The sequence below is a fragment of the Citrobacter cronae genome (genome assembly GCF_016893685.1).
Taxonomy (GTDB): domain Bacteria; phylum Pseudomonadota; class Gammaproteobacteria; order Enterobacterales; family Enterobacteriaceae; genus Citrobacter; species Citrobacter werkmanii.
Genome location: NZ_CP069763.1, coordinates 1,464,078 through 1,477,714, shown reverse-complemented (window position 1 = coordinate 1,477,714; position 13,637 = coordinate 1,464,078). Strand labels below are relative to the sequence as shown.

At 52.7% G+C, this 13,637-nt stretch carries 14 protein-coding genes; 6 read left to right on the top strand and 8 right to left on the bottom strand.

What is annotated here, in order from left to right; all coding sequences use genetic code 11:
* Window positions 1-81: 81 nt before the first annotated feature.
* Window positions 82-828 carry a ferredoxin--NADP(+) reductase gene (fpr, locus tag JSN25_RS06315; protein ID WP_038635988.1) on the top strand — a complete coding sequence of 249 codons (747 nt, stop codon included), beginning with the start codon at window positions 82-84 and terminating at the stop codon, window positions 826-828.
* Between the two features lie 69 nt (window positions 829-897).
* Here the strand turns inward: fpr and JSN25_RS06310 are convergent, their stop codons facing one another.
* Entirely contained in the window at window positions 898-1,326 is a 429-nt protein-coding gene (locus JSN25_RS06310; protein ID WP_038635986.1) for a DUF805 domain-containing protein, read from the bottom strand.
* A 100-nt stretch (window positions 1,327-1,426) separates the two neighbouring features.
* Here JSN25_RS06310 and JSN25_RS06305 point away from each other — a divergent pair, with 100 nt between their 5' ends.
* Together JSN25_RS06305 and tpiA are read left to right on the top strand one after the other, a co-directional pair.
* Window positions 1,427-2,023, top strand: a complete 597-nt coding sequence (locus JSN25_RS06305) for a YiiQ family protein (RefSeq protein WP_038635984.1) — start codon at window positions 1,427-1,429, stop codon at window positions 2,021-2,023.
* Between the two features lie 111 nt (window positions 2,024-2,134).
* A complete protein-coding gene (gene tpiA / locus JSN25_RS06300; protein ID WP_038635981.1) occupies window positions 2,135-2,902 on the top strand; it encodes a triose-phosphate isomerase in 768 nt (255 codons plus the stop codon).
* Window positions 2,903-2,942: 40 nt separating this feature from the next.
* Here the strand turns inward: tpiA and JSN25_RS06295 are convergent, their stop codons facing one another.
* The 6 genes from JSN25_RS06295 to fieF all read right to left on the bottom strand — a co-directional run bounded on the left by JSN25_RS06295 (window position 2,943) and on the right by fieF (window position 10,005).
* The gene (locus JSN25_RS06295) at window positions 2,943-4,415 is read right to left on the bottom strand and encodes a DASS family sodium-coupled anion symporter (RefSeq protein ID WP_121529791.1); all 1,473 of its coding nucleotides are present in this window, start codon (window positions 4,413-4,415) and stop codon (window positions 2,943-2,945) included.
* Between the two features lie 113 nt (window positions 4,416-4,528).
* Window positions 4,529-5,833: an SLC13 family permease gene (locus JSN25_RS06290; protein ID WP_204525536.1), complete on the bottom strand. Its 1,305-nt coding sequence runs from the start codon at window positions 5,831-5,833 to the stop codon at window positions 4,529-4,531.
* A 73-nt stretch (window positions 5,834-5,906) separates the two neighbouring features.
* A complete protein-coding gene (locus JSN25_RS06285; RefSeq protein ID WP_038635973.1) occupies window positions 5,907-6,656 on the bottom strand; it encodes a CDP-diacylglycerol diphosphatase in 750 nt (249 codons plus the stop codon).
* 104 nt (window positions 6,657-6,760) lie between these two features.
* Complete coding sequence (gene sbp, locus JSN25_RS06280; protein ID WP_085049739.1) at window positions 6,761-7,750, bottom strand: sulfate/thiosulfate ABC transporter substrate-binding protein Sbp; 990 nt, start codon at window positions 7,748-7,750, stop codon at window positions 6,761-6,763.
* 204 nt (window positions 7,751-7,954) lie between these two features.
* On the bottom strand, window positions 7,955-8,917 hold the full coding sequence (pfkA, locus tag JSN25_RS06275; RefSeq protein ID WP_006686196.1) for a 6-phosphofructokinase: 963 nt from the start codon (window positions 8,915-8,917) through the stop codon (window positions 7,955-7,957).
* 185 nt (window positions 8,918-9,102) lie between these two features.
* Window positions 9,103-10,005: a CDF family cation-efflux transporter FieF gene (fieF, locus tag JSN25_RS06270; RefSeq protein ID WP_038635968.1), complete on the bottom strand. Its 903-nt coding sequence runs from the start codon at window positions 10,003-10,005 to the stop codon at window positions 9,103-9,105.
* A gap of 325 nt (window positions 10,006-10,330) precedes the next feature.
* Between fieF and JSN25_RS06265 the strand changes: the two genes are divergently transcribed.
* On the top strand, window positions 10,331-10,789 hold the full coding sequence (locus JSN25_RS06265) for a DUF3757 domain-containing protein (protein WP_087856657.1): 459 nt from the start codon (window positions 10,331-10,333) through the stop codon (window positions 10,787-10,789).
* Window positions 10,790-10,913: 124 nt separating this feature from the next.
* Here JSN25_RS06265 and cpxP read toward each other — a convergent pair whose 3' ends face one another.
* Complete coding sequence (cpxP, locus tag JSN25_RS06260) at window positions 10,914-11,414, bottom strand: cell-envelope stress modulator CpxP (RefSeq protein WP_069324867.1); 501 nt, start codon at window positions 11,412-11,414, stop codon at window positions 10,914-10,916.
* A 150-nt stretch (window positions 11,415-11,564) separates the two neighbouring features.
* Here cpxP and cpxR point away from each other — a divergent pair, with 150 nt between their 5' ends.
* The gene (gene cpxR / locus JSN25_RS06255; RefSeq protein ID WP_038635960.1) at window positions 11,565-12,263 is read left to right on the top strand and encodes an envelope stress response regulator transcription factor CpxR; all 699 of its coding nucleotides are present in this window, start codon (window positions 11,565-11,567) and stop codon (window positions 12,261-12,263) included.
* Window positions 12,260-13,633 carry an envelope stress sensor histidine kinase CpxA gene (gene cpxA, locus JSN25_RS06250; RefSeq protein WP_042313425.1) on the top strand — a complete coding sequence of 458 codons (1,374 nt, stop codon included), beginning with the start codon at window positions 12,260-12,262 and terminating at the stop codon, window positions 13,631-13,633. The genes cpxR and cpxA overlap by 4 nt, the downstream gene beginning before the upstream one ends.
* Window positions 13,634-13,637: the final 4 nt, after the last annotated feature.

The window sequence follows — 13,637 nt, the reverse complement described above, 5'->3', positions numbered from 1 at the left end:
AGAGCCTTCCAGCCCATCCGGGCTGGAAATCTTTCGTCCAACGAACGAAGATAAGGCAATCAAAGCAGACAGGAGACAACCATGGCAGATTGGGTAACAGGCAAAGTCACAAAGGTGCAGAACTGGACCGATGCCTTATTTAGTTTGACCGTGCGAGCTCCGGTTCTTCCTTTTACTGCTGGCCAGTTTACCAAGCTTGGCCTGGAAATCGACGGCGAGCGCGTCCAGCGCGCCTATTCCTACGTGAATGCGCCTGACAATCCCGATTTAGAGTTTTATCTGGTGACGGTTCCCGACGGCAAACTCAGCCCTCGTTTGGCCGCGCTGAAGCCTGGCGATGACGTTCAGGTGGTCAGTGAAGCCGCTGGCTTCTTCGTGCTGGATGAGGTCCCCGATTGCGACACGCTGTGGATGCTGGCGACCGGCACGGCTATCGGCCCGTATTTGTCGATTTTGCAGTTAGGCAAAGATCTGGATCGCTTTAAAAATCTGGTGCTGGTCCACGCCGCGCGCTATGCCGCCGATTTGAGCTATCTGCCGTTGATGCAGGCGCTGGAAAAGCGCTACGAAGGTAAATTACGTATCCAGACCGTTGTTAGCCGTGAAACTGCGGCAAATTCGCTGACCGGACGAGTGCCGGCGCTGATTGAAAGCGGTGAGCTGGAAAAAGCGGTAGGTCTGCCAATGGATAAAGAAACCAGCCACGTAATGCTGTGTGGAAATCCACAAATGGTGCGCGACACGCAGCAACTGTTGAAAGAGACCCGGCAGATGACCAAACACCTGCGCCGTCGACCAGGCCATATGACCGCTGAACACTACTGGTAAGAACGTTTTACTGCCCGGTAAGCGTCCCGGGCATTTTGCCGGATAAGACGCTAACGCGTCTTATCCGGCCTACGAGTCAGCTCTGTACTTTACGTCCTGCGTATCTTTACCGTATTTATTTTCGTCCTGGGTGCCGACAAACGCGCCCAGATCGATAAGCATGCCGACCAGAATCAGCGTCGGAAGAAAACGGCCTACCGCCCATTGCCAGACGCCAGGTAACATCGCCCAGTTTCCGGCCAGCAGCATCCACGCCAGAATCATCAGCAACGCCCACGCTCCTGAACGCCCTCGGTCATGCAGACGCTTTACCGTCACCGCCGCCGTCGGCCATAGCAGACACACCAGACAAAATGCTGCGGTTTGAATATCGAGTAATTGCTTACTTGCCAGGGAGAACAACGCCAGCATACTGACGATCCACAGACCTATCCAAATCCAGAAATCACGGCGTCCAATACGCCCTTTAAATGAGAATAACCACTGCTGTATGGTCATGTATGTTCCTTTATTATTACCTTCCAGGACAGTTTACCCTTTTGACAAGCCGGACGGTTACCGTTTTAATCGTGAGCAGTGAGAATGAAAGGTACAATTGATGAAGCAAGGATTTACACTGTTTTTATTACTGTTTTCAGCCTTAACCGTAAGCACTACAGCGCAGGCGGAAGAGCCATCGACGGCAATCACGGCCCCCTATTTGCTGGCGGGCGCGCCGACTTTTGATCTATCGATTAGCCAGTTTCGTGAAAACTTTAATACACAGAATCCAAAGCTTATCCTCAATGAATTCCGTGCCATCGACAGCAGCCGCGACCGGGCGAATCTCACCCGCGCCGCCAGCAAAATCAACGAAAATCTGTATGCGTCATCCGCGCTTGAACGCGGTACATTGAAAATCAAAAGTATGCAGATCACCTGGCTACCGATTCAGGGGCCTGAACAAAAGGCGGCGAAAGCGAAAGCGCTGGAATACATGACCGCCGTCATTCACACCGTCGCGCCGCTGCTGACAAAAGAACAAAGTCAGAAAAAGCTGCAAAAATTGCTCGCCGCTGGCAAAGGTAAGCACTATTACGCCGAAACAGAAGGCGCTATTCGCTATGTCATAGCAGATAACGGTGAAAAGGGGCTGACCTTCGCTGTTGAACCGATTAAGCTGGCACTATCAGAAAGTCTTGAGAAGGCGAATTGATGACAAAAAGCAAAGCCTTTCCGCAGACGAATCTCTATACTGTTTCACAGACCATGCTGCCCTGACGGGCGGCCATATTCCTTAATTCGCTGACAAGCGTGGAGAAATGAAATGCGACATCCTTTAGTGATGGGTAACTGGAAACTGAACGGCAGCCGCCATATGGTAAACGAACTGGTTGCTAATCTGCGTAAAGAACTGGCTGGCGTTGCTGGCTGTGCTGTAGCGATTGCTCCGCCGGAAATGTATATCGACCTGGCGAAACACGCCGCTGCCGGTAGCCACATCATCCTGGGCGCGCAGAACGTTGACCTGAACCTGTCTGGCGCATTCACCGGTGAAACAAGCGCTGAAATGCTGAAAGATATCGGCGCGCAGTACATCATTATCGGTCACTCTGAGCGCCGTACTTACCACAAAGAGTCTGACGAACTGATCGCGAAGAAATTTGCTGTGCTGAAAGAGCAGGGTCTGACTCCAGTTCTGTGCATCGGTGAAACCGAAGCAGAAAACGAAGCAGGCAAAACTGAAGAAGTCTGCGCACGTCAGATCGACGCCGTTCTGAAAACTCAGGGCGCTGCGGCATTCGAAGGCGTAGTTATCGCTTACGAACCAGTATGGGCTATCGGTACCGGTAAATCTGCAACTCCGGCTCAGGCTCAGGCTGTTCACAAATTCATCCGTGACCACATTGCTAAAGCTGACGCGAAAATCGCTGAACAGGTTATCATCCAGTACGGCGGTTCCGTAAACGCGGGCAACGCGGCAGAACTGTTCGCTCAGCCGGACATCGACGGCGCGCTGGTTGGTGGTGCTTCTCTGAAAGCAGACGCCTTCGCAGTCATCGTTAAAGCAGCAGAAGCCGCTAAACAGGCTTAAGTTGTATGGCGGGAGGAGCACTCCTCCCGTCGCATCAGGTTTACCAGTATCCCAGCCAGTGCCACCAGAAGGCGCCGGTTACCCCCCAAATGGTCAGGTTGACCACGCTCATTACCAGCCCCGTTTTCCACCACTCCGCCAGCGTGACATAGCCTGAACCAAAGATGATAGGCGCAGTACCCGTGCCATAGTGCGTGAGCGACATCATCAGCGAGGAGGAGAAGCCGAGCATCAACCCAAGCAGCGCCGGCGGCGCGCCGAGGCCTAATCCTGCGGCGAAGAATGCAGCGAACATCGCCGTAATATGCGCGGTTGTACTGGCGAAAAAGTAGTGCGAGTAGACGTAAAGCAGGATCAGCAATAGCGTCGCGATGCTCCAGTGCACACCAAGATGGTCGATTGCGCTACCCACGCTGGTTGCCAGCCACCCCACCAGCCCCAACTTGCTGAGAAAATCTGCCATCATTACCAGCGCCGCGAACCAGACTATGGTATCCCACGCGCCACGGCACTTAAGAATGTCATCCCAACTTAATACGCCCGCCATCAACAGAATCGACAAACCAATTAACGCGGCGCTGGTAGGGTTTACACTCCAGCCACTGCCCATCAACATCGCGGGCACTCCCGCCCACAGGCAGAGCAGCAAAATGAAGACTGCCAGGGTAATTTTCTCTGCCAGTGAAAGCGGACCTAGCGCATCCAGTTTTTGTCGTGCGAACTGAGGCGCATTTGGCGTGCGTGTGATGGCTGGCGGGTAGAGCCACCAGATAACAATCGGCATAACGACCAGTGAGACCACCGCGGGAAGCAGCGCGGCGATAGCCCACATTCCCCAGGTCATATTCAGCACACCATCGGTTCCCTTCGTTAAAAAGCTAACGATTAAGGGGTTAGGCGCGGTCGCGGTGATGAACATTGCCGAGCTGATGGGGTTAATGTTGTAATTCACCAGCGCCAGATAGCGGCCCGTTGAGCCATTCTCGTTGTTGCCCGGCTGCGATCCGAGGCTTTCCGCAATCGCCCGCATTACCGGGTGAATAATACCGCCGCCACGCGCCGTGTTGCTTGGCGTAACCGGCGCAATCAGGGTTTCCGCAAGGGTTAATGCCCACGCAATACCCAGCGTTCTTTTACCAAACAGCGCAATAAACCCGTAGCCAATACGCGCGCCCAACCCGGTCTTTAACAGGCTTTGCGACAGCATGATGGATAAACCAATCAGCCAAATCAGTTGATTAGAGAAGCCGCTCAAGGCATCGTTCAGCGCGGCCGAGGGTTTCCCGGGGTTAGTGACGCCGGTCATCGCCACCAGCATAATCGCCACAACCGCAATGGCGCCAATGGGCATGGCTTTACCGATAATCGCTGCGATCGTACCAATGAACAACGCCAGCAGATGCCACGCTTGCGGAGTGACGTCAGGCGGACACGGGATAACAAACCAGATGGTCAGCGTGATCGCGAGCGAAATGATGGCAGGCCAACAGCGGATAGGGGTCAAACTGTCCATGAATCAATCCTTGAGTTTCCAGTGCGCAAATCTGCGCCCCGGTATTAACCGCCATCAGCCCAAATAAAACAATTCATCATCTCACAAAACAAAAAATTAACATTTAGATACAGTTATAATTTACCCAGTATACTGAACCAGAGGTAATCCAACGGCAGAAGCAACAGATACGTTGCCGCCGCCAGCGCTATACACAGCAGCATCCCCGCCCTCGCAGGCACTTTCCCAAGCGCCATCGCCACAACAATGGGTGAAGCCTGATACGGCAGCAGCGGTGTGGAATACCCCAGAACCTGAATCATAATCACCGACAGCAGCGGGAATCCCGTGGCATCGGCAAAGCTTTGCGCCAGCGTGGTATACAGCGCCGGAACACCGTTTGCCGTCATAATAAAATTGAGTGCGGTGGTAATGCCGGTCAGCGCGAGGAAGCTGGTGAACGGTTTTTCCACGTCCAGCGGCATCACCTGTAACAGCGCCTCGCCCACCGCACTGCCAATACCGGTCTGCGTGACGGTGATCGCCAGCCCCAGAATACCCGCCACGTAGATACAGGTACGGATATTGACCCCACTGGAAAACTCCTCGCCATTAATAAAGCCAACCCGAGGTAGCAGCGTGATAACCGCCGCCGCCAGTCCGGTCCACGCTGGACCAATGCCGTGCCAGCTTTCGCTTACCCACAAAAACAACACCACCGCTAACATCCATGCCAGACGTTTTTCATCCCGGCTCATCGGCTCAGGCGGCGTCAAATCTCGCGGCGCATGGGGCTTACCAGGAAACAGCCAGCAGATAAGTACGATGAGTATCGCGCCTTTGAGCCAGCCCAGAACCGGCGTATGCAGTAGTAAATAAGGCAGATAATTCAGGTGGATACCGTAAGAACCTTCCGCTGCGCCGCTCATCACCAGATTCGGCACGTTAGCGGGTAAAATCGTCGCGGAAAGCTGGAACGTCCCAAACCCGACGGCCAGCGCCAGACCATACCAGGCTCGCGTGCCGTCGTTAATTCCCGCCCGTTTCGCCATCGCGGCAACAATCGGCATCAGTAGCGCAATGCGCCCCATGTTGGACGGCATTACAAACGCCAGCGCATAACTTAGCAGTACCACACTCGCTACCATTAACGGCCAGGAGTCGGTCAATCGCGATGACAGCGCCCTCGCCGCCCTGTCCGCCAATCCCGTTTTACGAATCGCGATACCCAGCACGAATCCACTGAAGACCAGCCAGAACGCCGACGACGCAAAGCCGCCAAAAATCACATCCGGTGGCGCGATTTTGGCCACCATCGCCACGGCAAAGAACAGCAGCGCCGTTATAAATTCCGGCAGCAGCGACGTCGCCCAGAGAAGAATGGTGATGCCAACCACCAGAGAAGGGATAAACAGAGGGTGCGAAAGCCAGAGCGACATGCCTGTCTCCTGTTGTTTTTTTCAACAAGAATACGGGGACAGGCATACGGAGTAAACGCCAGATTAGGTAGGGTTAGCGCAGAATATCACATTGATGATCCTGAATTTCCTCAGCAGAGGCGAGATTCAGCGACAGCAAGTTACGCTGAGTCGCCAGCAGGACAAAGGACTCATCGCTCTGGCGTACCATCGCCAGCGCATAGCTGCCCATATGCTCTCGCGCATCCGGTACTTCTTCCGCCAGCATAATAAACGGGCTGCGTTGCGCCAGTTCATTCTCCGTGACGCGACGCGCCAGATATTCATGCCCACGTAATCCACCCGGCAAAGGCAACCAGCGGGTGCTGATTTTCGCCATGTTGTCATCCAGCTGTTTTCTGACATCGGTCCGCAGGCAGGAGATATGAATGTGTAGGTGATTTTGCGTACGACCGCTACGCGAGTTAATGGTCAGCGATACCGCTTTGTCAGGGATCTCCTGACCGTATTTTTGGCTCATAAAGCTACGCGCCTGCCAGGCCAGCCAGAAAAAGTTCGGCGTGCCTGATTCCAACAGCAACGGGCTTTCCGTACCATTGATACGGTAACCAGGCATCAAGAGATATTGCAGCGGACCGTTACGATCTTTGAACACCACATATCCGGCGTCTGGTTTCACTTCCACGCACGGTGCGGGATCCTGCTGCTGCAACTGGTGCGGCAAGCATTGCTGAAGAACAATCTGGCGTAACGCGTCCGGGTTGCCGGTGAATTTCCAGTAACCAATGCCAGCAGCGGCAGCCACCACAATCACCGCCAGTAAAAGATAACCTGCTTTTTTCATTACGCGTTCCCTGTATCCTATTGAGGGGCAAGAGTAACGCAAAACCATGACAAATAAAAAACCCGGTCGCGTTATGCCACCGGGTTGGTAACTCACAGATTTATTTAACGCTTGCTGATCTGGTCGAACGTACCGCCGTTAGAAAAGTGCTCTTTCTGTGCTTTCGTCCAGCCGCCAAACTCTTCGTCAATGGTGAACAGCTTCAGCTTCGGAAAGACATTTTCGTATTTCTTCGCCACTTCAGCATCACGCGGACGGTAGAAGTTTTTCGCTGCTATCTCCTGACCTTCCGGCGAGTAGAGATACTTCAGGTAGGCTTCCGCTACCGCTTTGGTGTCTTTCTTTTCCACCACTTTGTCGACCACGGAAACGGTCGGCTCCGCGAGAATCGATTCACTCGGGGTCACTATCTCGAATTTATCTTTACCCAGTTCGTTCGTCGCCAGTAGCGCTTCGTTTTCCCAGGCAATCAGCACATCACCGATACCGCGTTCAACGAAGGTATTGGTTGAGCCACGCGCACCAGAGTCCAGCACTTCAACGTTTTTAAACAGGGCTTTGACAAAGTCCTGGGCTTTGGCCTGATCGTTATTGTTGTGGTGCAGGGCGTAGCCCCATGCCGCCAGATAGTTCCAGCGTGCGCCGCCTGAGCTTTTCGGGTTTGGCGTAATGACCGATACACCCGGTTTGACAAGATCGTTCCAGTCATGAATTTGTTTTGGATTGCCTTTGCGGACCAGGAAAACGATGGTGGAAGTGTAAGGTGCTGAGTTATCCGGCAGACGCTTAATCCAGTTTTTATCGATACGGCCACGTTCAGCAATAGCGTCCACATCGTAAGCCAACGCCAGCGTCACAACATCGGCTTCAATACCATTAATGACGGAAGTCGCCTGTTTACCCGAACCGCCGTGCGATTGGCGGATCACGACGTTATCGCCAGTTTCCTGCTTCCAGTGCGCGCTAAAAGCTTTGTTGTACTGCTCGTACAGTTCACGCGTTGGATCGTACGATACGTTAAGTAACTGAATGTCCTTTGCCAGAACGCTGGTCGATGCCAGCAATAATGTTAACCCTACGCCCCATTTGTTCATCGCCCAGCTCTCTTATGTGGTGTTGTGATGAGCAAAGCGTGCCAGAAAGCGATCCAAACATTAAAGAATAAAAAAAGATTTGCTATAACTTCGAGGAATAAATCTGAGGGATTGCCGGATGGCGGCTAGCGCCTAATCCGGCCTGCAAGTCTCAGCAACCTGAAGGCCGGATAAGCGTAGCGCCATCAGGCGCGCAAAAAACAATCAGTACAGTTTTTTCGCGCAGTCCAGCCAGTCACCTTTGAACGGACGCTTCATGTTTTCGATAGCGTCGATGATGTCATGGTGAACCAGTTTTTCGTTCTGAATACCTACGCAACGGCCACCGTGACCTTCGAGCAGCAATTCAATGGCATACGCGCCCATACGGGACGCCAGAATACGGTCATAAGGAACCGGAGAACCACCACGCTGGATGTGACCCAGTACGGTTGAACGCGTTTCACGGCCCGTTTCTTTCTCGATGTAATGCGCCAGTTCGTCAACGTCGCACATGTGCTCAGTGATCGCTACAATCGCGTGCTTTTTACCTTTCGCGATACCGGCTTTGATTTCAGCAACCAGATCGTCACGGCTGAATTCTACTTCCGGAACCACTACGAACTCACAACCGCCGGCAATCGCTGCCGCCAGGGTCAGATCGCCACAGTAGCGGCCCATCACTTCAACGATAGAGATACGCTGGTGAGAAGAAGAGGTATCACGCAGACGGTCAATCGCTTCGACGACAGTACCCAGCGCGGTGAAATAACCGATGGTGTAGTCGGTGCCCTTGATATCGTTGTCGATAGTGCCCGGCAGACCGATGCACGGGAAGCCCATTTCAGTCAGGCGTTTCGCACCCATGTAAGAACCGTCACCGCCGATAACAACCAGGGCGTCTATGCCACGCTTCTTCAGGTTTTCGATAGCCACCGCACGCACGTTTTCGTCGCGGAATTCCGGGAAGCGGGCAGAACCGAGGAAGGTACCGCCACGGTTGATCATGTCGGACACGCTATAGCGGTCAAGCTGGACCATACGGTCTTCATACAAACCCAGGTAGCCATCATGGATCCCCATGACTTCCAGCCCTTCCGTCAACGCTGCACGCACAACACCACGGATTGCTGCGTTCATGCCCGGCGCATCACCGCCGCTTGTCAACACACCGATTTTCTTAATCATGACTACCTCTGAACTTTGGAATGCAAAATGAAATCTGCTGCCGGAAGTCGATTCCGCATATCGAAACGATCCAACGAATATGCAGATAGTATAACAATCACTTCCTGCTGAATTGATTCAGGTCAGGCCAAATGGTGGTAATTTATACACAAAATGCTGGCCTGGTTCACTTTTTTTACAACGAATTATGAAAGCTCAAACATCTTGCCTTCCTTGGGTACGACCGAACAGGGATCCTGATGAATGATGACATCCGATCCCGGGAAACGTCGCAAAATTGCCTGCTCGACCTGCTCAGCCACTACATGCGCCTGAACGAGCGGCAGATTATCTTCCATTTCCAAATGAATCTGAATAAAGCGGGTCGGCCCTGACTGCCGCGTACGAAGATCGTGAGCGCCGCTGACTCCCGGCCATGACGTCACGATATCAATAATTTCCTGACGTTCTTCATCGGGTAAGGCGCGATCCAACAATGACTGTACCGCCTCATACCCCATGCGTAATGCGCTATATAAAATATAGATGCCAATCCCGAGCGCAAACAAGGCATCTGCGCGATGCCAGCCGTACCATGCCAGCCCAAGCGCAATGAGAATCGCACCGTTCATCATAACATCAGACTGATAATGAAGCATATCCGCCCGAACTGCCTGACTTTGCGTACGCTTTACCACCCAGCGCTGAAACGAGACCAGTATGATTGTGCACACTAACGCAATGATGGTGACAATCACCCCGACACCGGGATCTTTCATCGGCGTGGGTTGGATAAGATGCTGAATCCCGGTCAGGAATAAAAACAGCGCCGAACCGGAAATAAACATGCTTTGCGCCAGCGCCGCCAGCGATTCCGCTTTACCATGTCCGAAGGTATGTTCATCATCGGCCGGCTGCAAAGAATAGCGCACCACCAACAGGTTGGTTAACGATGCCGCGATATCCACCAAAGAATCCACCAGTGCAGCCAGAATACTGACCGATCCGGTGTACCACCACGCAAAAATTTTGATCAAAAGTAACAGCGATGCCATCACGGTCGCCGCGATTGCCGCCCGGCTAACCAGCCGCCCATAGGTTTGATTCATAAACACTCCTGCCATCATCTTGGCGTAGTATAACTCATAGCGATGATCGTCTGACGACAGCGAAGTGTAGAAAATGAGATATAACCGTTTAGCACCAGCCTGAGTAAACAATTATCAACAAAGTGAATAATAGAAAACATTTTATATATATATCATTTAGCATCAATTAAAAATCAAACGACCTAAATAATAATAAAAATCGGCACAGCCTCTGAATTACTCATAATTAATATTGCCTTTACTACTCTTTTATTATTATATTTTCCTTGCAGGTCACTTATTCACTCTGTAATAGATAAGTCAAGCGAATATAAAGGAAAAAATAATGAAACATAGTATATGTACTGCGCTTACGCTCGCCCTACTTTCAGGCTCTGCGGCAGCCGCGACGGAAAGCATGCAATGCCCAGCGCCAGAAAACATCACTTATGAAAACCATATTTATACCTCTCCCGTTACCTTATCCGGATGGGAAGGGAGCTGGAATTCTCAAGTACACCAACAGAAGGACATTAAACGCTTCGTCACTGCACTTTATTTTGCAAAAAATAAACTGGCTGAAGGCGTATTAGTCAACTGCACTTACGAACTGGCAAACGGCCAGGAAATTGACCTGACGTATAGCCGTAAAGGGAAAGAGAATATACTCAGCAATCTGATTGTGTCGATTGAAGGAAACGATAACTGGTATCCTGAATCGGCCGCGAAAACCGAACGTTTTTATGATTGCGACAAGTCAGCAGACGCCTGCGGATTCGAACCACTGCAGACAGTCTATAACTGATCCCTTCTCCCTTCGCCTGCCACCCAAGCACGCCCCATCAGAGACCGTTTTTTGGGCAAAAAAAAACCCCCACATCATGTGGGGGAAGACAGGGATGGTGTCTATGGCAAGGAAAACAGGGTTACTACTGGGAACGTGAGTTGCTACTACTCAATAAATTCAACGATGAGCTTTTTTGCCAGTGCGCGACGTCGCGCAGTTGCTCCATTCGTTGTTCATGTTTCTCATTTAAAACCGCTTGCTGCTCGGGCGTTAACAGGCGATACATCTGGTTGCGAATCCTGGCTATTTCAACCTGGCGGGCAACCTGTTCTTGCGCCATTCTTTCTGCCTGAGCGCGCACAGCGCTTTCGTCAAATTTCTCTGCGGTGACAAGGCGATGCATTGTCTCCATTTCGCTAACATTAACAGGAGGCTGTTCGTGTCTTGCCTGCTGCATTAAATCTCGCATCTGTTGACGTTGATGTTCGGTTAAACTGATACCGTCAAACATGTGGCTCTGTACGCTGCGTTGCGCGGAGCCTTCACCCAGGTGCCAGTGATCGCCTGTGACGACTTCAGCTGCATGGCTTAAGGTACTGAATGCCAGCGTTGAGGCCATGACGGCAGCGGTAACTTTGCCCATCACTTGCTCCCAAAATCTTTTCTGTCGCGATTCAACGAGAGACAGTTTACGATTCGGGCTGCAAACATGCGTCAGGGGGTGTAAAACAACGTAAAGTCATAGATTAGCGACGCCTGATGACGTAATTTCTGCCTCGGAGGTACGTAAACAATGAATAAAATCCTGTTAGTTGATGATGACCGAGAGCTGACTTCCCTGTTAAAGGAGTTGCTCGAAATGGAAGGTTTCGATGTGCTGGTTGCCCATGATGGGGAGCAGGCGCTCGAGCTTCTGGATGACAGCATCGATTTACTTTTGCTCGACGTCATGATGCCGAAGAAAAACGGCATCGATACACTGAAAGCGCTTCGCCAGACACACCAGACCCCCGTAATCATGCTGACCGCTCGCGGCAGTGAATTGGATCGCGTTCTCGGCCTTGAACTGGGCGCGGACGACTATTTACCGAAACCGTTTAACGACCGCGAACTGGTCGCGCGCATCCGCGCTATTCTGCGTCGCTCGCACTGGAGCGAACAGCAGCAGAGCAGCGACAACGGTTCGCCGACTCTGGAAGTGGATGCGTTAAGCCTCAACCCAGGTCGCCAGGAAGCCAGCTTCGACGGGCAAACTCTGGAGCTAACCGGCACCGAATTCACCCTGCTCTATTTGCTGGCGCAGCATCTCGGCCAGGTGGTTTCGCGTGAACATCTGAGCCAGGAAGTGCTGGGCAAACGCCTGACGCCTTTCGATCGCGCGATCGACATGCATATCTCGAACCTGCGTCGTAAGCTGCCAGAGCGTAAAGATGGGCATCCGTGGTTTAAAACGCTGCGTGGTCGCGGCTACCTGATGGTCTCCGCTTCATGATAGGGAGTTTAACCGCACGCATCTTTGCCATCTTCTGGTTGACGCTGGCACTGGTGTTGATGTTGGTACTGATGCTACCCAAGCTCGACTCACGTCAGATGACCGAGCTACTGGACAGCGAGCAGCGCCAGGGGTTGATGATTGAGCAACACGTTGAAGCTGAACTGGCGAACGATCCACCCAACGATTTGATGTGGTGGCGTCGCTTGTTTCGGGCGATAGACAAGTGGGCGCCGCCAGGACAGCGGTTATTACTTGTTACCACGGAAGGACGCGTGATCGGCGCAGAACGCAACGAAATGCAGATCATTCGTAACTTTATTGGTCAGGCCGATAACGCCGACCATCCGCAAAAGAAAAAATACGGTCGCGTTGAGATGGTCGGGCCTTTTTCCGTCAGAGACGGTGAAGATAACTACCAGTTGTATCTCATTCGACCTGCCAGCAGCTCGCAATCTGACTTTATCAACCTGCTGTTCGACCGACCGCTGTTGTTGCTGATCGTCACCATGTTAGTCAGCTCTCCGTTATTGCTCTGGCTTGCCTGGAGTCTGGCGAAACCGGCGCGTAAGTTGAAAAACGCGGCAGATGAAGTGGCCCAGGGCAACCTGCGTCAGCATCCGGAACTGGAAGCCGGTCCGCAGGAGTTTCTGGCGGCGGGCGCCAGCTTTAACCAGATGGTGACGGCGCTGGAGCGGATGATGACCACGCAGCAACGCCTGCTGTCGGACATCTCTCATGAGTTGAGAACGCCGTTGACGCGTCTGCAACTGGGCACTGCCCTGCTGCGTCGTCGTAGTGGCGAGAGCAAGGAGCTGGAGCGCATTGAAACAGAAGCGCATCGGCTGGACAGCATGATCAACGACCTGCTGGTGATGTCACGTAATCAGCAGAAAAACGCGCTGGTCAGTGAAACGGTGAAAGCCAATCAGCTATGGGGCGAAGTGCTGGATAACGCCGCCTTTGAAGCCGAGCAGATGGGTAAATCGCTCACGGTGAATTTCCCGCCGGGTCCGTGGCCGCTGTACGGTAACCCAAATGCGCTGGAAAGCGCACTGGAAAACATTGTGCGCAACGCCCTGCGCTATTCACACACGCAGATTGAAGTGGGCTTCGCGGTGGATAAAGACGGGATCACCATCACCGTGGACGACGATGGTCCGGGTGTTAGCCCTGAAGACCGGGAGCAGATTTTCCGTCCGTTCTATCGTACCGATGAGGCGCGCGATCGCGAGTCTGGCGGAACGGGGCTGGGTCTGGCGATTGTGGAAACCGCGATCCAGCAGCATCGTGGCTGGGTGAAGGCCGAAGACAGCCCGCTGGGTGGTTTACGGCTGGTGATTTGGTTACCGCTGTACAAACGCGCTTAACAGC